Below are 21,581 nucleotides of genomic sequence, written 5' to 3' on the forward strand. Positions count from 1 at the left end.
ATTGAGCATCGGATGTGATTCTTATAATTATCATGGTCTATTTTCCTTAATAAATTTTTCGCAAGCACCGAGATATTCTTTTAAAATTGTGGGTTCAGGTATTTCCTCACCTAATCCCGAAGCACGATCATGAACCCAATTAGAACAATTTCTCATACCTGTTTCAATCTCTAAAGATAATTCGGTAGTAAATGGTGCTCTTATTAATCTTTGAGTTTGTATCGCAGGGTTGAACCTTTGTACCGAGTCGTTAAATAAAATTTCTTCTATACTCCTTTCCCATGTTTCTCTCAATTTTTCGCACCATAACTTAGCCCCATCTTCATATTCTTTTAATTTTTCTGGCATATCCGGTGTTATATTTTTGTGCATAGATTCTAAACCTTGTAGTTTCTGTTTCAAAAGTGAAATTCTACCTTTGACAGGTAAACCTATCCACGGAAGAGATTTTTCGATTATCCCAGTAGTCGTTTGTATTTTTCTAATTGTAGTAGCGAGATAATTTACGCCTTGTTCTTGACACTTATTCTGAAGTGCTAATAAAAATGTTAAATCATGCGTAAATATTACTACCTGTTTTCGCTGTGCTTCTTCTATCAGTCTATTAGCAATAATATCTCTTCTTTTATAATCCAAAGAAGACACTGGATCATCAAAGACAATGCAAACGTTATTGTTGTGTATGGATGTTTCTGCTAAAAAGTTTGCTAAAGCGATAGATCTTTGTTCGCCTTCACTCAATATTTCTAAAGGTCTTTTTTCTTTAACAGTAAGTTTATTTAAAGTAGTACCTCTACTTCCTCTTTGTTTTATTTCAGCTGAAAACTCAGCTTTAAGTTTTTTACACTCCTGATTGAATATTTTTACATACTCATCCGTTACGTATTTTGCAAATAATTGATTTTGAATAGATGTTATTGAACGGGTATTAATTTTATTCCTTTCAGCTTGTTTTATCCATTTGCTATTAATAATAAATTTTTCAATCTCGGGTAATAGCTTTTCGGCTTTTAGTTTGTCAGTATATTCATTTTCATAGGTTTGAAGTTGTTTTAATTCCTTTTCTACATTTTCAGAATTTAGCTCCGATATTTTTATTTTAATATATTCAATGACCATATCTATATTTTTTATATCTAGACTATAACCCTTTATCCTATCATTCCATTCATATGATTTAAGTGATAGTACAACTTTTTCACGTAAGTTTTTAAATTCAGATTCTCCATTGGTTAGTTCACTATAAAGTTCAGATTTATTTTCTTTAATCCACTCATCTATCATAGATCCCTTAATAAAAATTTTACAATCTTCAACATTAAAATTGGTTTTAATTTTTTCAATATCGCTATTTTTAGTAGTTAAGTTTTTTTCTGCATCACTTTTTAAGTACTTCCAATACTTATCAATTAATGCAATTCCACGGATATCTTGCTTACAAAAGATACAATAATCAATTTCTTTTTTGATAGTTTGATAGTAATCTTGAGCAGCCTCAATAAACTCTTTCCATTCTTTGGAACCTAAATTGTCTATATGCTCACTTTTAAATTGAGTTAATCCTTCTTCTAATGAGATTTTTTCATAGTAATTTCTTTGTTCGATTAAATCTTTTGTCTTAGATAATCTTTCCAAACTGAATTTTTGATTAAGATTAATAACTTTAGTTTTTATACTATTAAGATTAGAAATTACTTTTTGGTATTCGGTTTTCTTCCCATCCAAGTTCATTGATTGTAGATAGGATCTACGAAGTGTATTTTCTTTATTCTTTATAATATCTTTTTCTGTAACTTTAATTTGATTTTTAAATTGGTTAATATCTGTTTCACTACTTAATTGAGATACTGCATGTTTTATAGAAGTTTCTTTATCAAAATAATTTATAAAATTATTTTGAATTTTCTTTTTTGAAATTTCTTCCTCAAATTTAATCTTTATTTTTTCTATGTTAAGTAGGAAATCGTCAAAGAAATTAAACTCCGTTGGCGAAAAAGATAATTCGGCTTCTTTCGTTAAATCGTGTATAGCACTGTGAGAATCGAACACTGTAATTCGGTTGGTATAAGGATGATCCTTATCAATAGGATAATGTATCTCCTCTATATTTCCACTATCATCTTCGAAAATAACTTTTGAACTAGGTTGTTCAGAACTTTTTTCGAATAAATTAGGTAGTATATTTTTATCACCTCTTGAAATAAAGATATTGTTTAAAATTCTTGTGTATCCAGATTTACCTGTACCATTCTCACCATATACTAAAGTAACTTCATCACCAACAGGAAATACTTCATTGTTTTTAATAGCATTTACACCACTAACATTTGATAAACCTCTCCATTTTATATTTGGTATCTTACTAGTATCAGTTTTACTATTTGAAAAATTCAATCCATTCTTTTCTAATGGTTCGCTAACAAGGCTATTCTCCTTTTTGAAAATAAGAAAAATTTCTTCTATATCCTCATCTGTAATTGTGCGATTGCTTAATAACTTTTCTGCTATTACTTGTTGCCAATATGGTTGCCTTTCTACCCAACTTATAATATCAGTTATAATCATTTCCTTCTTCTCCCTCCACATAAGTTCATTATGATAAGCTTACCATATTTATGTAGGTAATTTGACATAACCTTATCTTATGTGACAAATAGTTCACAAGTGAAAGAAATTTAAAATTGCAATAGAAAAAAACCAATATTAATCTAAAAACAATTAATTAGAATTTCCAAATGATTATTTTGCAAATCTATTCGAATCGATAAATAGATTGTAATATACAAAAAGACGACCACAATTATTTTAAACTGTAGTCGTCTTATTATTCTATTGTATTGTGTTCCCACACCCCAGATCAATTACCACTGAAACGGTAATATGGTTTTTCAGTACCTTATTTCTAGTTTTTTCACCTTCTCCTATAAACACGAAATGCTTGTGAAAGTGTTTAAAACTAAGGATTTCTATATAGTTTTTCTTTGTAGCAACGATACACACTCCACATGTCATGTCGACCACGTATTAATTGATAATTATGTGATTGAAGTGTAGTTTGAATGCAAACAACTAATCATATTTACCCTTTGAATTTCTCCAATGCTTTATCTGCGAGAGGTTTTAGGATTACAGCAGCGCCTGCACTGAGTAATGGCCCTAGCATTTTTTTCCTTTACCAATTAGTTTTGAAGTTGTCTCTAGGTGGTCATAAATATTCTTTTTTTCTTTTTTGTTTTTATTCTTCATCAATTATTTTCCTTTCTAATGTTAGGAGTTCTTCTCCACTTATTTTCAATTCGTAATTCGCTCTATCGTTATTATAAGATTCAATTAATTGTTTCTCTATCATCTTTGGAACTCTATACCAGGTATTAGTAAAATCCATATTTATTGACAATAACGGTTCAATATTTATAAGACGTTTTAAATTGCTGTTCTCAAATAAGTCAGACGTGTTTTCCAAAATATTTTCAATAGTTTGAGCTTCGTCCATTAAAGTATACACTTTAGCTAGTAGTCTAATACCCTCAAAATAATAAAAAAAATACTCTTGAATTTCTTGATATGAATTACTTATTTTTTGACGATTATCTGGTTTTTTTAATATATATACTGCTCGACTAATGAACTTTTCTGAGATATCTGGAAGGCTGTCTAATTTTGAAATTAGAGTTTTCTTCACTTCTTGTACGCCTAAATTTAATTCTTGTCTTGAATCATCAAGAAATTTATCTCTATTTTTTTTATTACTAGCGTTCATCGCATTTTTTAGTGACAGTTTACCCGCGTTAATCTTAGCAAACCTATCATTATCCTGTCCTTTTTCGATATTCTTGACAGTACGCTGAACGTCCTCTATTTGGGATGCTAATTTCTCATATTGAGCTTGTTGGATGATATTACTCATCGAATTAGAAAAATTATTCCAATGCTGGTTGCTAACTTTATCTCTTAATTCAAGTCTAATTTGGCCACCGATACCTTTGTCAGTATAGTCGTATAACGTGGGTAAGAGATCACCTGTTACTTTATCTTTCAAAAACTGTAAGTCATGATCTTCCATCTTTTTTAGCAATCCTTCAGGAAACTTAACAATATATTCAGAATTAGGTTTAATTACTTTTTGAAAATCATCCATATACTTAAAAACTTGGAAAAGCTTTTCAAAAAGCATAGACTCTTCATTAAATATTTCGTCATCTTTCGAAAATTCAATTTGAACTTTAGAAAGGTTTTCTAAATCTTCATGCAAGTCAAAAATCTGATTGTTTTTTTTTGCTATTTTATTTTTTGAGTTAATACTAACCACCTCGTTTTCTTCATAATTTCTAAATCACTAAAAATGTATTCTAAGTTTAGTGGCTTAAAAAATAAATTCATAAAAATAATGGATACTCAATTTCACCAAAATTTGATTTAATAATTTCAAGTAAGTCAGGGTTATCATGTTCAATTTCATAATGAATGTGACTATCTACAGCTTCTCTAATTGGTGTGAGATTCTTTAACTCATCATTTGTAGTCATTACAATTATTTTCGTTGACGTTGTGTTCCTTATTTTATTCAAGAGACTTTCTAGGGATTTTTCTTTCCCATTCATTAGAACTGTCTCAACAGGAAAAAATAATACGAAGTCAACGTTATTCCCGATTTCAGTTGTGTTTCTAGAATAAATATACTTCGAAAAACTTACTTTCATATTATCTAATTTCAAAACATCTTTAACGTTTACCTTCTGCGGCAGTGGAGGAGTATCGAATGCACCGTTTATAATTTCTGCGATGCGCCCTATTTCTTAACAGTAAATAATTCCAGTTTTAAAATGTTGATTTAGTATATTTAGGACTGCTCTAATTTTCGCATCATCATCAAGTCCAGTTATTAATGTTTTCTGCTCCGCTGCCTTTAAAAACATTCTAAATTCTTTCACAAATTTATTTTGGTCTTTTATTCCACTCACTCCTAACCAAGTTGGGTATCCTATAATTTCCTGATCAACTATCTTAATCGTTTCTTCTGGAATCTCATCTACCTGAATACGATAGACTTTATTTTTGCGAGGATTATAGATCCCTAAATGCTGAATATTCTTAAACTCAGGTTGGTCTGTCCTCAGCCCCATTCGCCAATAAATTAATAACTGTAAAGTATGGTTTTTGTTAATATATCCTTTTAATACTTTCAAATCCCATAACGTATCTTCAGTTAAGAAATCACCATCCCCAGATGCAATATTTCTGGTATAAGCACCTTTAAAATCAAAACCATCTAAAATCACAGGACCATATATATTAAAGAAATCAAGCGTCCTTTGAATCATTGTCCTTACATTTTCTATCGTATTCTGGTCCGGTTTAATTTCACTCACTAGCACATAACCAAACCCATTATTTCGATAAACAACATCAAACCCACTAAGTTTTATGGCATTAACAATCGATTCACCATCCAAACCCGTAATATTTCTTTTTAACTTATTAGCGGTTCTAATTTTGTTCTTCATCTTAGCCCCAATTAAACTAATCTTAAAAGCCTCATCAACTGAACTACCCATCATAAATCTCGCCATGTAGTCAACTGCCATACCAATCAAGCTCGCATTAACATTTTCATTTTCATGAAGTTTTTCTTGACCATCTCCCAGGCTGACTTCATCAAAATCGGCACGCTTGAGGTAGCCTCCCCAAGGTTGCTTTACCCCTTTTACTCTTTGAGTTACAGAAAGTTGTGGCCCATTCTTTATCACATCTTCAATTAATTTATCAATTATAGTTTTTAATATATCATCCATGCTCCAACCTCTTTTCTTAATGAAGTGGGTACACTTAGTAAATTAGCCATTACAGTGACTAATAATATTCTTTTAACTCCTCAAAAGTAATTCCTAGTCCTACTCGCTCTAAAGCTTCTTTTCTTTCATCATATAATTTATCCAAAACAGGAATTTTATCTTCTAGCTTCCCATAATGTAGTAAGTTATGACAGTGGCTACATAAAGAAACAATGTTCTCCATAGTATCCAAACTACACTTTTCATAATCAAAGTCACGATATTTACTAATTGGAATTAAGTGATGTGGTTCGGTATAACCTTTTCCATTTTTTCTTTCAAATATTCGATCATTGGTATTATATTCACATCTAAAGTCTGCTCTTTGTAATACATCAACAGCTACTTTAGGATTTCTCTTAGGTCTCTCTCTTTCTTTAGAAGAAGCTGTAGTCATTTCTTGAGGCTTTTTCTCACCAGTCCATTCTGGTACTGTTCCAGTCTCTTTTTCTACTAAATTATCAATAGCTTGTTTTTCGACAGAATCATACTCTGAATCTATTTCTCCGATAATATCCTCTAGGGCATCTCGGAGTACCCTAACTGTATCCTCAGAAGTCTGAATATTAATCGCTTGGTCTAATAAATAAATTGCATGTTCGTCATCTAACGGACACATATATTGCTGTTTTCCCGTCCCAGCTTTAGTAAAGGCACTATTTTGTTTCGGTTTCTCTGCTAACCATTCTCTATGTTCTCGAATAGACAACGGCTGATCTAGATTTGTATAAACAGTGTCAACTTGATAACCATCCTCCGCCCATGGAGCATCTTCTACACTTAAATAATCGGGTCTGGCACCATCAAAACAGTCGGTCTGAGCAATGCTTATAGATTTCACTTGGCCATTTACACAATGAAGAATAAAATCATCTTTTCGTATCAAGGTCATGGTAGTAAAACCTTGATTCTTATGTCCAGCTTTATTTAACTTAGGTGACCACACAAATCCACCAGCCCGTTGATCATCATAAGTTATTCCTTGATATACAAAATATACACTCATAACTAACTCCCATTATTATTTCATTCTTTTATTATTCTATTAAATTATAACAAAAAGAAAGACAGAGAACTATACGTCATTCCCCATAGCTCTCTGTCTATCTTATTTTTTCGATAGTGAAAATATCGTCTGTTTTCAACTCAACATTGATGACCTCTTCTTTAATAACGACACCCGCCACTAATCGATTAACTAAACTTTCATCATAATCTTCAAGTTTTATATGCTGAGTTTTTAGTAAAGCTTTGATATCCGATAGTCGCCTACGTTTCTCCTCATTCGTCGCATTCTCAATTAAAAGTTGCTGTTTCCTTTCTCGAAGTTTAAATATTCGCTCTGCTATGCGTTCATAGTCTTCTTTCTGATTTGCAAATTGATATAATTGCTTTTGTAAATCGTGTAACTGATTATCAACATCTTCTACTGTCTCATCATATTTGTTATTAAGAACTTGGGTAATATTTTTCTCCAAAACTTTCAAGTAGTTACCTTTATCTCCTATGAACTCATTAATCGCCTCTAACACTGCTTACACTCTTACTTATCGACCCTTGACATCAATACTACACACTCAACATGTCATGTTGGGCACGTATTAATTGATAATTATTAGATTGGGGTGTGGTTTAGATATTATCTAGACAATATGTTCAGATACCAACATTGTATAGACATAACTGTCCGTCCATTCACCTTTACTCCAGAAATCTTGAATGAAGTGAGCTTCTTGTGGCATATTCAATCGCTTACAAAGCTTCGTAGAGGCTAAATTCCTTGCATCTAGTACCGCTTGGATTCGATGAACAAGATGTTCTGAAAATAAATATACCATACTGCTTCACCTACATTGTCTCTACCTGAGTATACTGGATTGAAAACAAACCCAATCTCTACCGTATTTCTCATAACAGTATACCAAACAGAGATTTCTCCTATAACTTTCCCCTTAAGTTCACATGCTATATTCAACATCTTTTCTTCGTTTAGTTCATTATTATTCAGTTTCTCATTAAATAACTCTATTGAAGTACCCTCTTCTCATGGTTCATGCAATAAATATTTGCATTCCTCTTTATCTTTATAGAAGTCGAATACATCTTTTAGATTTTGTTTTTGGAAGAATCTCTAGGTCATTCTTTCAGTATTTAATTTAATAAACCATTCCCCTTAATAGTAAAATTATAATAATTTTAATTACTTTGATTGGTCTGATTAGATCGTACTTATGAATTTTTATAATTCAAATTTTACTTACAAAAAAACAACCGAATAGATTAATGCATGATTTAGTAAACATTTTCATCCTAATTTAGAACAAAGATACATTCTTATTAAAGAATGAAAGAGACATTTAGTTTTGCAGCACCCAGCATAACTAAATGTCTCTCTTAATTTTGAGTCTTAACTACGTTTCCAAGTTCCTGCTCTATCTCAAAACTCACGAATTGCGTAATTATTACTTCAAGCAATTTTTATATATTTATTAACATCAAAACTTCACGACTTTAGCCACTCAGCTCACTCCAATATGCTTAGCTTCTTCGGATTCGTTTATTGGCAGAACTAATTGTTAATTGCGCCGCTGAAAATTTTTGTTAATAAACATACTGCTTCACTGTATTTAAGGTGAAAAATATCGAATTAAATTAATATCTCGACTATATAACATTAGTTAATTTCATCATTCATTAATAGGAATCATTATATCTAAAATATTCTTAGATTTATAGTGTTCTATCATTGGAAGTGACCAATTAATATGACCCCCATATTGACTGAAAAGAAAATCATATGCAGGGCTAATCTTCTCATAAAGTTCGGGCACATCATATTTAAGTCTTAACCTTAAATAATTTCCGCCCTCAAACTCAAATTGGTTTAAACCATATGTATCATCTCGATCACTTTCAAGGACTACGGAACAAACTCTATATACTTTATTTTCATCATAATCTAAACCAAACATTTTTCTGCCGGTTAAGGAAGGGAAATGTGCTTCAAATAATGGCCAGGCTTTTTTTTGGGTCTCAGGGTTATTTGGTACCTCCATATAAAATAAGTTCATTTTATCTATGACGACTCTTTGTAAAGTCCCTATATCAATTTTCATGTTATTATCCATACTAATCTTCTCCTTCAATTTGTAAACATAATGCCTTAAATTCTTCATCAAGTTGAGCAATTTCTTCAAGTGTATGTGCTAAATTAAAATAATCTTCTTTAAGTGTAGATAAGTGTGCTTGTCCAAATAATTCAGCCAATTGTTCTTTAATTTTTGATTTATTTGAATCATGACTTTTCAAGAACTTACTTATATACAAATTCCTGGCAGAAGCCAATCGAAAACTAAAAAACTGAAGAATTTGTTTTTATTCTTGATTCAGTCCATTATCTCTTACTGCATGGGCGAATTTTTCTATAACATTGTTTTCACCTTTTTGGTATCGCTTTTTCATTATTAAGGATACTTCATGAAATATTTTTTCAGAGTTGGGAGTTTTAACTTTTTTGAACTTACCCCACATTGAAAACGAACCGCGTTTGTAATCTATCAAATTAGCTTTCCAAGCTTCAATAAATTCTTTGAATACTATTTTCATACATGGATAACCGGCAGGATCATGTAAATAAACGAACTCTTCGTCCACATCATAAATTGATACAAAATGGTCAACACCACTTAGATTAATTGAGTTAGGGTTATACGTTAAATATCCCATATCTATTGGGCCAGCAACAACTGATCCATAAGTTAAAAGGTATTTTAGTTTTTCCTTTATTTCATTCACCTGGATATTATTCAGGCTATTTGTGAAAAACTCCTTGTAAGTAAAACCCAAGATTCTTAAACTATTACTTATTGACACATCTGGCAATCCATTATCAAAGAATACCAGAGGGTGTTTAGAATCGTTGCTAACGATACTCGCACCATTGCCCATGACCATTATACCTTCTAAGTATTCTGGATAGATATTGTACCCATAAGAACTCAAAGCCATTGCAAGTGATTTCGTGTAACATAAGGGTATATCTCCGTAAAATAAATCCATACTCTTACCTCCTTGTTTTGATATATCATAGTTTAATAGTATGCATAAATTTTTTCTTATCATTCTTTGTACGAGATTTTAGGGATTTACAAGAAATTTTGACAGTGATAAAATTATTAAGAAGGGAGTGTTTTTATGAATGATTTGGTACAAGTCATCAACCGAATTGAAGAAAATCTAGATTACGAAATCGATTACAATCAGCTCTGTAAAGGTTTATCTTTAACAAATAGTACTTTGCAGCGTATTTTCCCAGTAATCTTTAATATGACGACTTCAGAATACATCAGAAAACGAAAATTATCTAAAGCTGCCTTTGACCTACAACATTCTAAGTTTAGCGTACTTGAAATCGCTCTGAAGTATGGCTATGAAACTCACGAAGCTTTCACGACTGCATTTAAGAAATTTCACGAAAATACGCCTTCAGCAGTACGTAAAGGTGCATCCTTTAGGTTTATTGATAAATTGGAGTTGTCAATAACAATCCAAGGTGGGAAAGAGTTACCTTTAGAAATCATCACATTACCCGATTTTTATGTCGCTGGTCTTTCAATTAATACATCGGCTAATAGTCCTGAAATTTCAAAGCTATGGAGACAGTTAACTGAATCTAATTTGGTAAATAAATTAATTAAAGTTAGCACTGGTAATAGCTTCGGAGTATCCTACGGGATTAATAACAATGGTACATTAACTTATATGGCCGGATGGGAAATCAAAAATCCAGAGTTAGTTAATCACCTACCTCTACAAGTGACCTTAATCCCATCCACAACTTTTGCCATCATACCATGTTTTGGCCGATTTCCAGAGTCACTATATCATGCTTGGAATTATATATTGAACAAGTTTTTACCTGAGAGTGGTTACACCTATATAGGAAAGTTTGATTTAGAATATTACCCGAATAAATTCACAGATGATACGAACTTTCCGATGCAACTTTGGATTCCAATTGAAAAAATTAATTTATAGCGTTTTGTTCTTATATGAGGAAACGAAACGCTATTTTGCTCCATTTATTCTTATAGTTAACTTCCAAATACAAATGAAATAAAATTCCATTACCACTTTCTATTATTAGAGTCCCCCATCTCATTAATTTTTTCACAATAATTTCATACTCATTCTCTTTATTTCTGTCTCTCATATTTTTCTTTGGTAATACAATCCCCGGTTTTCAACTCCACTTCAATAACTCTATCTTTAATAACGACACCCGCCACTAATCGATTAACTAAACTTTCATCGTAATCTTCAAGTTTGATATGCTGTGTTTTTAGTAAAGCTTTAATATCCGATAGTCGCCTGCGTTTCTCCTCATTCGTCGCATTCTCAATTAAAAGTTGCTGTTTCCTTTCTCGAAGTTTAAATATTCGCTCTGCTATGCGTTCATAATCTTCTTTCTGATTTGCAAATTGATATAACTGCTTTTGTAAATCGTGTAACTGATTATCAACATCTTCCGCTGTTTCATCGTATTTGTTATTAAGAACTTGGGTAATATTTTTCTCCAAAACTTTCAAGTAGTTACCTTTATCTCCTATGAACTCATTAATCGCCTCTAATACCGCTTACACTCTTACTTATCGACCCTTGACATCAATACTACACACTCCACATGGCATGTCGACAACGTATCAATTGATAATTATGTGCTGGAAGTGTGGTTTGAATGACTAATTATAACCAAACAAAAACATTAAGATACGTTCGAGCCTCTAAATATTTTCTGTTCACCAAATAATATAATATTGACTTCTTTCAAGAAAATTTCAAAACAATAATCTACATGTTTTTCAAACTCACTATTCTCTATTCCTAAGTAATGCTCTACTAAAGTGTCAATAACATTTTCTCTATATTGTGCATTTTTAGGGATATCATAATGAAATATATTATTTCTAAAATTTTTCCTATTCTTATCATCTTTGAACAAATTGTCTGAAGAGTTAATTAATTCTTTAATAGATATGGTTAAATTATTCTCTTGGTTATAAATCCATATTCCTTTCACTAGTGTTAAGTAGACTATATATTTAAATCTGAGCATTGTATTTCCTTTTAATTTTAATACTTCAGGATAAATAAACTTCACAGTATTTACTTGACAAAGTAAATTAAATAAAAAAGTATTCTGTTCTCTACTTAGCTTATTCAGAAATAAATCTGATCTAGTTTCTTCATATAAGAAATAGTCATTCATGTCAAAATGAATTTCAGGTTCTTCAATAACACTTTTACAACTATCAAGAATTTCATCGGTAGAAATTATAGTTTTTAAAAATAAAGTCATTATATTTGTAACACTAGACGAAAAGTTAATAATATCTTCGCTAGATATTTCATTTTGCTGAGCTCTAAATTGATTGATAAACTGCTCATGTTGAATATTATTTAAAAAAGGGATGCCATTATAAGAAAAAACTGCTAAATCTTTCTGTCCGACTATTTTAATACCAAGTCTCTGAATAAAATTATAATCCTTTGTCAGATTTTCGTAATTAGTTTTAATACTATGCTCTAAATTTTTTAATACTTTATTATATTTATGATTATCTGTTCCTGTTTTTAATACATTTCTGCTTGCATGAAGTAGTTGAGAAAATTTTGCATTTCTTAGATCGTAATGTTTATCTACATCATTTAATTTAAACTCTCCAATCATATCAAGTACATTTAGACTAAGATATGGAAGATACTGCAGAGAAACCATTGAGACTATTTTGGGACTACTTTTTACTATTCTTAAACAAACCTTATAGTTTTCTACAGTATCTCTTATCAAATCTTTTTTTAAATTTTCCCTATTATTCATTTTCCACCCTCCATTAGCCTTCACTTGCTCCAGAAATTTTAAACGTAGAGAATCAGTTATAATTAACATTAATAAAATACATCTGTTTATGATGTAATAAAAATGTGTATTACCGGACATTAGTCCATTCCCATTCTCCATTTGTTATAGATTTCAACAAAATAATTTCCAGTATTTAATCTAAGTTTATAAATCTCATCCAAATGAGTATCTCCTGTTGCAATATAATCATAAGTATCCATTTTAGCAACATGTTCTATTATAGACTGTTGATTAAAGAATATATATTGTTCAAAGCGGTGTTTTTCTTCTTCTGTCTCAAAAAATATCACTATATTCTTTAAATCATCAAAAGCAATCAGTTCTTCTTCATCCGATTCATCAATTAAAAATTTTATAAGAGCATACCGATTGCTAGATTTTATAAAATATTTGTACCTAATTGTTACATTTGTTTTATATTCTTGACTATGTATATATCCCCATTCAGGAATAGGTATTCTCAATTGGCCACTATCTAAAATAGCAAGTTGATAATAATCGAGCACAGTACCATTATATCTAAGTTCTAAATCACTGAATCCACCACTGGGATTAGTCATTACATAAAAATAGAATTCATCTTTACCGTCATAATCCCCATCATTAACTACAACCGTGTATTCTGGCCGATAAATATTATAAAAAAAATTATCCATTCCATTCCATTCTTCTTTAAAAGTTAACCTATCATAGAAATAATCTAATGGAGGTTTGGTCAATCCCAATCTTTTCTTCCACAATCCTTCAATTGAATTAATATCCGAATTTCCTTTATTTGGTGTATTTCTATCTCCTTCTCTGGAGTAAATACAACCTCGCAACATTTCTCCATCATTTTGCTTTAAATAGATTGGTGTATAAACATTATCCTTAATTATTAATATATCAATTTCTTTATATTCTAAAAAAATTGTCTCTAGTTCAACTGAAGGGACATTATCTCCAGCAAAATGCATTTTAGATAATTTATCAATGATATCGGCTTGCTTAACTCTATTCTTTCCTTCTACACCTACTACTTCTAACTCGTCTGAGACCCCAAAAATAATATAGCAGTCAAGATTATGAACAGTGTTAGCAAAACAAACTATATCCTTTACTAGGTCAGAAATCTTCCCAGAATACTCTTCTTTAAAATCCCAATAACTTCCTTCTTTACCTCTCCCAAGTAAACCTTTTAGAAGTTTTGATAAACCCTTTTTTTCCAAAACTTTTTACCCCATTCAATAATTTTATACCATTATACTATAAAAAAAGAGAGAACTATACGTCACTTCCCCATAGCTCTCTGTCTCTCATATTTTTCTTTGGTAATACAATCCCCGGTTTTCAACTCCACTTCAATAACTCTATCTTTAATAACGACACCCGCCACTAATCGATTAACTAAACTTTCATCGTAATCTTCAAGTTTGATATGCTGTGTTTTTAGTAAAGCTTTAATATCCGATAGTCGCCTGCGTTTCTCCTCATTCGTCGCATTTTCTATTAAAAGTTGCTGCTTCCGTTCTCGAAGTTTAAATATTCGCTCTGCTATGCGTCATAATCTTCTTTCTGATTCGCAAATTGATATAACTGCTTTTGTATATCGTGTAACTGATTATCAACATCTTCCGCTGTTTCATCGTATTTGTTATTAAGAACTTGGGTAATATTTTTCTCCAAAACTTTCAAGTAGTTACCTTTATCTCCTATGAACTCATTAATCGTCTCTAATACCGCTTACACTCTTACTTATCGACCCTTGACATCAATACTACACACTCCACATGAGGTGTATGCGGAAACTGGTCAATCGGTTGAACCGTCTTCAATTCATAACCAAAGTCTCTTAACCAAACTAAGTCTTCAGCTAAGCTTTTTGGATTACATGAGACATAGATAACTTTATCCGTTCCAAGTCTTCCAATGCTTCGCATCACTTTCCCGCCGGCACCACTTCTTGGTGGATCTAACAGTAATAAGTCTGGTTGGCCCCAAATTTCTGGGAGTTCTTTCATTCCGCGTCGAGCGTCACTCGCCATGAAGAAAGTATTGTCTAAGCCATTATCTTTCGCATTACGTTTCGCTGACTCAATTGAAGTTTCAACAATTTCAATTCCAGCTAATTCTTTACTGCGTTTCGCAAAAGGTAAACTGAATGTTCCTACCCCACAGAATAGGTCAAGGACGCGCATATCATCATTCACATCAGCCATCTCAAGGGCATAGTCCACCATTTTCTCAGCTTGAACTGGGTTCGGTTGGAAGAATGTATCATGCCAGATACGGTAGCGGTAGCCACCTAATTCATCGTAGATATAATCGCGTCCATATAAAGTAAAGGACTCTTCTGATTGAATACGCCCAGAGATATTTGTATACTCAATCCAAACTAGACTGGCTAAGCTTGGGAAAGCTTCGCTTAAGCGGTCTGTTAAGTCTTTTACAGCTTCTGGATGTGCTTCGGGTTTTTCTGTCGCATAGACTACCACCATTAATTCACCCGTTTCAAAAGAAGTTCGCATCATCAAGTTACGTAAAAGCCCTGTATGTGCGTCTTTATCGTAGCCTTTAAAATCATAATCTTTCTGCCATTGGCTCACAATGTGCTTTACTTCAATCATCACCTTTGGAGCAATAACTGAATCATTTAAATCAATAACTTTACGGTAATTTCCTTGTTGGTGCATACCTAGTTCTCCGGTTTGTCCGAAAGATAATTCCATCTTATTACGGTAACGGTTTGGTTCATCCATACCAATAATTGGTTGGATTAACGCTGTATCAAAGCCAGCCTGCTCTAGAGATTCTTTGACAATATTCGCCTTAAACTCCAATTGATCAGGGTATTTCATATATTGCAGTGGCGCTGCACCTGACACATCAAAGTGAGTTGGCATATCTAAGTTACGTGTTGGACCTGGTTTCAATAACTTATCATAGGGAACAACTGCCTTGTAACGACCTTTCGCATTATCAACTGTTACTCGAACCACATCACCTGGAACTACATTCGACGTTATGATTTTTAACGTTTTACCGTTTGAGCCTCTATCTGGTGCATGGGTATAGTGAACGAAGCCACGTCCTTTTGAATCTACATAATCGATTTCTACATCCAACACTTCTGTTGGGTAATCGCCTTTTCTCATTGAATCACCTCAATATTATTATTTATACAAAAGCCTGTGTATTATTACAATATTCCCTAGTTTATCATATGTAGCCGTTGTGTCTATCTTTTAAGTAAATTTAAGTGCATATTTTTTAGTAGTTTATCCATACAAAAAGCATCCCGTTAAGGATGCCTCATTTAAAATTATTCACTTGGTAATTGGTTCACCAAACCATGAACTTCACTTAAAGGTTCTACAAATAGAATTCCGTTACCTTCTTTGTCTAAGTCCATATCTTGGAATATGATTTGGCTGACTTCTTTATATTTATCTTTTTCAACAATAATCCAAATAATTTCTCGCATCGGTTCCACCTCAAAATTTAAGAAACGCTTAGGCTTTCTTCCGATCCCTTTTCCGTGAATCACAGTTCCACCTTGTGAACCTTCTTGCTCTGCAAGTCGAATGACTTCTCCAGCCTTCCCGCTAGGAACGACTGCATAGATTAAATACCACATATTATCCCCTCCTAAAAGCGATACAGATAAACGATGTCACGGGTAAAAGCAATCGCTCCGGCTTCACCGAATTGAATACCTTCATATGCTTTCGCAAATTCGTGCACCCCTTGGACATTTTCACTTTGTACAATTTGCATGACAATGTCTTTTTCCGGTTGGAAATAACGTCCTTCAAAGTTATCAGATAATCTAGCGGAACCATGTCCTTTAATTAAAGCATGTTGTAAGATATCAGTTCTTTGAGTCGCATCGATATAATCCTCACCCTCACCATGGTCACAAATCACTGTTACCATTTTATAAGGGGATTTTACTGCGGCTTCGACATCATTAAATGATGAATTCTCTTCAATATCACCGTAGTCTTCTAGACCTGCTAAGCCGGCTAGACGCGTAACAAATAGGAAGCTTTCGCCGTTCTCTTTTTGAGGATAGCGACTTTCAACATGTTCAATTACTTTATCTAAATTGTCTTTATGCGTTGCTTTTATAATAATTTCTTTTCGCTGACCTTGTATATCTAGAATACTTTGGCGATCATCTTCATCATAACAAGCAGCTAAGTAAGTCGTTGCTCCACTCGTCCCCTGTTTATGAAATATATCATCAATTCTGTCTGCCAGTTTAACTTTGGCAATAATCGTAATAAGGTAAAACTCACTACTAAATTCTTCAGTATTAACCAATGTTCGTCCTCCTATTTTTGTTTCACTTGATAGTCATAAAATATTCCAACAAGTTGTACGATAACAATCGGTGTTAAAGATACAATCGCAATCACCCCAAAACCGTCTGTGACACTATCAGCTGTCGGTACAAAGTTGGCTACCCCTTGGGTAAATGGCAAGATAAAAGTTGCGGTCATTGTCCCAGCCGCGACTCCTCCCGAGTCAAAGGCAATCCCAACAAATAAATCTGATGCGATATATTGTAAGATAAGAACTGTCACAACGAGTGGTAATAAAATATGCCAAATTTCTAACCCTGGTAGTGTAACACGAAGTAGAGATAATACAACCGATAATCCGACACCAATAGAAAGACAGAAAGTCACTAAACTTTGTGGAATCATTCCTGCTGTTTCATCAAGAATTTGGACATTTAGGACATGGACGGATGGCTCAGCTAATATACTTACCATCCCAACGATTCCACCAACAAGCAAGATGATCCAAACATTATATTGTTCTGCTAAGGCGTATCCCATTTCAGAAGCAACACTTAGGAAGCCTTGGTTCACTCCCGTTAAGAAAAGACTTAAGCCAACTAAAATTAATCCGACACCAAGCAACATACTCTGTAAGCGTCGCTTAGATACTTTCACTTGCTTTGTCGAAACTAGAATGAGGAATACAATGACTAAAGGTCCAATCGCAATTAGTGAATTAACTATCGACGGCCATAATTCTAAGACAAAATCCATCGCCATCGTTGAATTATCAATCGCTACTTGGGTATCCGCACCACCTGCGGACAGCGAATAAACCCAGCTAAAGCCCCATATAATATAACTGCGAAGATCGCTCCGGTTGACACAATTCCAAGTAAACCGAAACTGTCCGCACCAGTATCATCTGCTTGACGAGACTGGCTTGCGGCACCCGCACCAAACGCTAGGATAAACGGTACGGTAATCGAACCAGTTGTAGAACCTGAAGCGTCAAAGGCAATCGCAATAAATTCAGACGTTGAGAATAAGCATAAGATACCTATTAATATGTAGATAATTGTAAAGCTATGACGTAAGTTAAAGTCTTTTATAATTCGGTACACCCCAAAAGCAAGCATCGCCCCTACACCTACAGATACTGCCATAACAAAGATTTGTTCAGCAATCGCTCCACTAGTCATCGTATCGACTTGAATCCCTAAGATAGTTAGATCCGGTTCAGCAATACTTGAAATGAATCCTAAACCAAATATACCAATCATCGCAATCACTTTCTTCGGATGTTTAATTAAGTAGTGACTGAATAAGTCACCCATCTTCTCAATACTCATATCGACACCAACTAAGAACAGCGGTAACCCTATTAATAAAAAAACGACACCAATAATAAATCGAAGTATCGTTAACCAAGCTACCGGCTGCAATATAAATTGAATTAAAAGTACGACACCAACCATTGGTAGTAAGGAAGATGACGTTTCTTTAAAGTTATCTATTAATCGACCCAGTATAATCTCCTCCTTTTCAAAAAATTATCGAAATAATTTGTACTAATAATATAGTAACATTTTAAGCGTTATTTAGCATTTTTTTCAAATGATGCCAAATAAAAAGAAGCCCGTTCTCACAGACTTCTTTCAAATATAAATTATGCTTTTGTAAATAAGGCAACGGCTTCAACGTGTGTCGTTTGTCCAAATAAATCAACCGGTTGGACAAATTGTAAGTCATAACCCGCATCTGCGAATAATCGTGCATCTCTCGCTTGAGTTGCTGGATTACAGCTAACATAAACAATCTTTTCAGGTTGTTGTTCAATCACTGCATCCACAAAGACTTGATCTAAACCTTTACGTGGTGGGTCCACAACGATAACATCAAATTTAATGCCTGCTTCGTTCCATTTTGGTAGCCATTCTTCTGCACTTCCGACTTCGAAGGCTGCATTTTTAATGCCGTTTAACTTCGCATTTTGCTTAGCCATTTCAACGGCTTCATCCACAATATCCATCCCATACACTTGTTTCGCATGTTGAGCGAGTGATAAACCGATTGTTCCGATTCCAGAATACGCATCCAGAACAGTCTCATTCCCTTGTAAGTCCGCTGCATCAATCGCAGTTTTGTATAGAACTTCTGCTTGGGGTGTATTCACTTGGTAGAAAGATTTAGATGAGATTCTAAAAGTTAAACCTAACATTGAATCTTCAATATAAGGTTGGCCCCATAATACTAAACTTTGACGACCTAGAATGACATTCGTACGTTTCGTTTGCACGTTTTGTACAATACTTGCGATATTTGGTACTTCTTCCGCAATCGCATCGACGATGATTTCTTCGTTAGGCATCTTACGTTTATTCGTTACAAGTGTCACCATCACTTGACCGCTATAATGTCCCCGTCTTACAACTACATGACGGATAATTCCTGTATGATTCTTTTCATTATAAGCAGGCACATGGAATCGTCTTAAGATATCTCTCACAATTAAGATAGCTTCATCAATTTCTTTATGTTGAATAAAGAAGTTTTCAACTGGCACTAAATCATGTGAGTTTCTTCTAAAGAAGCCTGTTTCTAGTTGGCCATTGATTTCTCTCACTGGGATTTGTGCTTTGTTACGGTATTCCCATGGATTTTCCATACCTAGTACGGGACGGATCTCTGCATCTTCAAAGTGGCCAATACGTTCGTAAGCTGATTTAACTTGTTGTTCTTTGTATGCTAATTGAGCGTCGTAGCTCATATGTTGCAGTGTCATTGTCCCGATTTGACGTCCGATAGCATCAGTCATCTCCACGCGCTCTGGACTCTCTTCAATAATTTCAAGTAAGCGTCCAAACCCGTAAGTCTTACCGACTTTCATCGCTTTGAATTTAACAACTTCGCCTGTAATCGCCCCTTCGATAAAGAATGGATAATGATCAAGTTTTACAACGCCTTGCCCTTGTGATGTTATGTCTTCGACCGTTCCGGTGAACGTGTCATTTTTCTTAAATGGTACTTTGTTTGCCATTTTTTATTTCCTCCAATTTCAATGTCTTACCCATTTTATCAAAACCTAGCCATTATTCCTAATTAGTATTAAATGAGGAAGAATTCAAGTCATTAAATTATTTTATTCGAAATGTTAAAAAATACGTGCATGTAATCACAAGACGTGCTACTATATACTCAAAGAAACAAGGGGGATTTAAAATGAAAAAGAAATCATTACTACCATTAGTGTTATTAACAGCAAGTTCGCTTGCATTAGCTATTAGTTCACCGGTGAACAATGCAACACCTTTTGCTGAGATAGTTGCCGTTCAAGCTCAAGAAACAACAACTTTAAAAGTGGCTTACTTAGCTCCTCACGGTGACAAATCATTTGCTTCTGTTGTTGTGGCAATGCAAGGTGATGTCGTTGTTGACGCACAAATCGATGAATTCCAATTTGTTGAAGGTGATCAATGGACTGGTGTTCCAAACGCAGATGCTACATTTGGTGAAGGTTTCGCTGACGGTGTAACTTTAATCAGTAAACGTGCGGACAGTGAAGGCTACTCTGCTATGATGGCTGATAAGGCTGATTCAACTGTTACTTATGAAGATAACTTAAACGCTATCGAAGACTTTGCTAAAGGCAAAACTGTTGCTGAAATCGAAGAAGGCATTACTGCTTTAAATGATTTAGGTGAAGATGGAAATGTTTCTGACGTAGTATCAGGTGCAACTTTAGCTGACTCAGCTGGTTACTTACAAGCCATCATTGACGCTGCTAACGAAGGTACTGAATTCACTGGTGCTGAAGCAGATGCTGCTAATTTAGAATTAAAACAAGCCGTAGCTGCACCACATGGTGACCAATCATTCGCAATCGTTACTACAGCAGTAGATGGTGATAAAGTTGTTGCTGCTGCTTTAGACGAGTTCCAATTTGTTGAAGGTGATCAATGGTCAGGTGTTCCAAACGCGGACGCTCCATTTGGTGAAGGTATCGCTGAAGGAGTGACTTTAGTTTCTAAATTAGAAAACTCTGAAGCATACTCTCAATTAATGACTGACATTGCTGGATCAACTGTTCCATACGCAGAAAACTTACAAGCAATTACTCAATTCGCTGCTGGTAAAACTACGGCTGAATTAGAAGAAGCGGTTGCTGAGTTACAAGACTTAGGCGAAGAAGGAAACGTTGCTGATGTTGTATCAGGTTCAACTTTAGCTGATACTTCAGGTTACTTACAAGCGATTGTAGACGTAGCTAACCAATAATTATTAGCCATAAGATTAACTTCCTAATTAGACAAGCCCAGGTGGGCTTGTTTTTTTGTTGAGGTTTCTGATTTTTTGGAGGAATTATGTAGAAAGCGATACTTTGAGTTCCCATAGTGTCGCTTTAAACGGTAAAGTGTCGAAATTATCATTTTCCTGAATAATTCATACTTTTAAATATTGAGTTATTCTAGTCGTTATTTTTCAATTTTGGATCACTTTATCGAAATTAAAATATTTTAATCGATTTTCTAAGCTAAAGAAAAACTTTTTAGTCTCATC

The 21,581-nt window shown here is 33.6% G+C and carries 20 protein-coding genes and 1 pseudogene; 2 read left to right on the forward strand and 19 right to left on the reverse strand.

The genetic code is table 11. The features are described 5' to 3' along the window. Positions 1-30 precede the first annotated feature (30 nt). The 9 genes and pseudogenes from ACEN4N_RS05705 to ACEN4N_RS05745 all read right to left on the reverse strand — a co-directional run bounded on the left by ACEN4N_RS05705 (position 31) and on the right by ACEN4N_RS05745 (position 9,890). Positions 31-2,565, reverse strand: a complete 2,535-nt coding sequence (locus tag ACEN4N_RS05705) for an AAA family ATPase (RefSeq protein ID WP_407093859.1) — start codon at positions 2,563-2,565, stop codon at positions 31-33. Positions 2,566-3,235: 670 nt separating this feature from the next. Continuing rightward, the gene (locus ACEN4N_RS05710; protein WP_407093860.1) at positions 3,236-4,309 is read right to left on the reverse strand and encodes a hypothetical protein; all 1,074 of its coding nucleotides are present in this window, start codon (positions 4,307-4,309) and stop codon (positions 3,236-3,238) included. A 67-nt stretch (positions 4,310-4,376) separates the two neighbouring features. Beyond that, positions 4,377-4,715: a hypothetical protein gene (locus tag ACEN4N_RS05715; RefSeq protein WP_407093861.1), complete on the reverse strand. Its 339-nt coding sequence runs from the start codon at positions 4,713-4,715 to the stop codon at positions 4,377-4,379. 81 nt (positions 4,716-4,796) lie between these two features. Then, positions 4,797-5,792, reverse strand: coding sequence for a hypothetical protein (locus ACEN4N_RS05720; protein ID WP_407093862.1), 996 nt, complete (start codon positions 5,790-5,792; stop codon positions 4,797-4,799). A 58-nt stretch (positions 5,793-5,850) separates the two neighbouring features. Further along, a complete protein-coding gene (locus ACEN4N_RS05725) occupies positions 5,851-6,837 on the reverse strand; it encodes a hypothetical protein (protein ID WP_407093863.1) in 987 nt (328 codons plus the stop codon). 97 nt (positions 6,838-6,934) lie between these two features. Then, positions 6,935-7,363, reverse strand: coding sequence for a DNA recombinase (locus tag ACEN4N_RS05730; protein WP_407093864.1), 429 nt, complete (start codon positions 7,361-7,363; stop codon positions 6,935-6,937). A gap of 111 nt (positions 7,364-7,474) precedes the next feature. After that, positions 7,475-7,669, reverse strand: coding sequence for a GNAT family N-acetyltransferase (locus tag ACEN4N_RS05735; RefSeq protein ID WP_407093865.1), 195 nt, complete (start codon positions 7,667-7,669; stop codon positions 7,475-7,477). Between the two features lie 849 nt (positions 7,670-8,518). Continuing rightward, positions 8,519-8,959, reverse strand: coding sequence for a hypothetical protein (locus tag ACEN4N_RS05740; protein ID WP_407093866.1), 441 nt, complete (start codon positions 8,957-8,959; stop codon positions 8,519-8,521). Between the two features lies 1 nt (position 8,960). Beyond that, positions 8,961-9,890: pseudogene (locus ACEN4N_RS05745) on the reverse strand (DNA repair protein RadC). 135 nt (positions 9,891-10,025) lie between these two features. Here ACEN4N_RS05745 and ACEN4N_RS05750 point away from each other — a divergent pair. Continuing rightward, entirely contained in the window at positions 10,026-10,868 is an 843-nt protein-coding gene (locus tag ACEN4N_RS05750; protein WP_407093867.1) for an effector binding domain-containing protein, read from the forward strand. A gap of 158 nt (positions 10,869-11,026) precedes the next feature. On the opposite strand, the gene ACEN4N_RS05755 is transcribed toward ACEN4N_RS05750, so the two are convergent. The 10 genes from ACEN4N_RS05755 to rlmD (ACEN4N_RS05800) all read right to left on the reverse strand — a co-directional run bounded on the left by ACEN4N_RS05755 (position 11,027) and on the right by rlmD (ACEN4N_RS05800) (position 20,061). After that, positions 11,027-11,410 carry a DNA recombinase gene (locus tag ACEN4N_RS05755; protein WP_407093868.1) on the reverse strand — a complete coding sequence of 128 codons (384 nt, stop codon included), beginning with the start codon at positions 11,408-11,410 and terminating at the stop codon, positions 11,027-11,029. 185 nt (positions 11,411-11,595) lie between these two features. Further along, a complete protein-coding gene (locus tag ACEN4N_RS05760; RefSeq protein ID WP_407093869.1) occupies positions 11,596-12,711 on the reverse strand; it encodes a hypothetical protein in 1,116 nt (371 codons plus the stop codon). 119 nt (positions 12,712-12,830) lie between these two features. Beyond that, complete coding sequence (locus ACEN4N_RS05765) at positions 12,831-13,961, reverse strand: ATP-binding protein (protein WP_407093870.1); 1,131 nt, start codon at positions 13,959-13,961, stop codon at positions 12,831-12,833. Between the two features lie 325 nt (positions 13,962-14,286). Beyond that, positions 14,287-14,418, reverse strand: coding sequence for a hypothetical protein (locus ACEN4N_RS05770; protein ID WP_407093871.1), 132 nt, complete (start codon positions 14,416-14,418; stop codon positions 14,287-14,289). Between the two features lie 65 nt (positions 14,419-14,483). Then, positions 14,484-15,887, reverse strand: coding sequence for a 23S rRNA (uracil(1939)-C(5))-methyltransferase RlmD (gene rlmD, locus ACEN4N_RS05775; protein ID WP_407093872.1), 1,404 nt, complete (start codon positions 15,885-15,887; stop codon positions 14,484-14,486). Positions 15,888-16,054: 167 nt separating this feature from the next. Then, positions 16,055-16,369, reverse strand: coding sequence for a P-II family nitrogen regulator (locus tag ACEN4N_RS05780; protein ID WP_407093873.1), 315 nt, complete (start codon positions 16,367-16,369; stop codon positions 16,055-16,057). Positions 16,370-16,380: 11 nt separating this feature from the next. Further along, positions 16,381-17,058, reverse strand: a complete 678-nt coding sequence (locus ACEN4N_RS05785) for a hypothetical protein (RefSeq protein ID WP_138404552.1) — start codon at positions 17,056-17,058, stop codon at positions 16,381-16,383. Between the two features lie 11 nt (positions 17,059-17,069). Continuing rightward, complete coding sequence (locus ACEN4N_RS05790) at positions 17,070-17,801, reverse strand: DUF1538 domain-containing protein (protein WP_138404553.1); 732 nt, start codon at positions 17,799-17,801, stop codon at positions 17,070-17,072. 17 nt (positions 17,802-17,818) lie between these two features. After that, on the reverse strand, positions 17,819-18,499 hold the full coding sequence (locus ACEN4N_RS05795; protein WP_138404554.1) for a DUF1538 domain-containing protein: 681 nt from the start codon (positions 18,497-18,499) through the stop codon (positions 17,819-17,821). Between the two features lie 191 nt (positions 18,500-18,690). Further along, positions 18,691-20,061: a 23S rRNA (uracil(1939)-C(5))-methyltransferase RlmD gene (gene rlmD / locus ACEN4N_RS05800; RefSeq protein ID WP_407093874.1), complete on the reverse strand. Its 1,371-nt coding sequence runs from the start codon at positions 20,059-20,061 to the stop codon at positions 18,691-18,693. Positions 20,062-20,243: 182 nt separating this feature from the next. On the opposite strand from rlmD (ACEN4N_RS05800), the gene ACEN4N_RS05805 reads away from it, so the two are divergent. Then, positions 20,244-21,299, forward strand: coding sequence for a peptidoglycan-binding protein (locus ACEN4N_RS05805; protein ID WP_407090861.1), 1,056 nt, complete (start codon positions 20,244-20,246; stop codon positions 21,297-21,299). Positions 21,300-21,581: the final 282 nt, after the last annotated feature.

This window comes from Ruoffia sp. FAM 20857 (genome assembly GCF_045528645.1).
GTDB lineage: Bacteria > Bacillota > Bacilli > Lactobacillales > Aerococcaceae > Ruoffia > Ruoffia halotolerans.

Excerpts from the sequence above, each read along its gene's own strand:
- ACEN4N_RS05795 (WP_138404554.1), bottom strand. The coding sequence starts at position 18,499 with ATGGTTGGTGTCGTACTTTTAATTCAATTTATATTGCAGCCGGTAGCT.
- ACEN4N_RS05805 (WP_407090861.1), top strand. The coding sequence starts at position 20,244 with ATGAAAAAGAAATCATTACTACCATTAGTGTTATTAACAGCAAGTTCG.
- ACEN4N_RS05720 (WP_407093862.1), bottom strand. The coding sequence starts at position 5,792 with ATGGATGATATATTAAAAACTATAATTGATAAATTAATTGAAGATGTG.
- ACEN4N_RS05705 (WP_407093859.1), bottom strand. The coding sequence starts at position 2,565 with ATGATTATAACTGATATTATAAGTTGGGTAGAAAGGCAACCATATTGG.
- ACEN4N_RS05790 (WP_138404553.1), bottom strand. The coding sequence starts at position 17,801 with ATGGCGATGGATTTTGTCTTAGAATTATGGCCGTCGATAGTTAATTCA.
- ACEN4N_RS05780 (WP_407093873.1), bottom strand. The coding sequence starts at position 16,369 with ATGTGGTATTTAATCTATGCAGTCGTTCCTAGCGGGAAGGCTGGAGAA.
- ACEN4N_RS05760 (WP_407093869.1), bottom strand. The coding sequence starts at position 12,711 with ATGAATAATAGGGAAAATTTAAAAAAAGATTTGATAAGAGATACTGTA.
- ACEN4N_RS05750 (WP_407093867.1), top strand. The coding sequence starts at position 10,026 with ATGAATGATTTGGTACAAGTCATCAACCGAATTGAAGAAAATCTAGAT.
- ACEN4N_RS05725 (WP_407093863.1), bottom strand. The coding sequence starts at position 6,837 with ATGAGTGTATATTTTGTATATCAAGGAATAACTTATGATGATCAACGG.
- rlmD (WP_407093872.1), bottom strand. The coding sequence starts at position 15,887 with ATGAGAAAAGGCGATTACCCAACAGAAGTGTTGGATGTAGAAATCGAT.
- ACEN4N_RS05740 (WP_407093866.1), bottom strand. The coding sequence starts at position 8,959 with ATGGATAATAACATGAAAATTGATATAGGGACTTTACAAAGAGTCGTC.
- ACEN4N_RS05735 (WP_407093865.1), bottom strand. The coding sequence starts at position 7,669 with ATGGTATATTTATTTTCAGAACATCTTGTTCATCGAATCCAAGCGGTA.
- rlmD (WP_407093874.1), bottom strand. The coding sequence starts at position 20,061 with ATGGCAAACAAAGTACCATTTAAGAAAAATGACACGTTCACCGGAACG.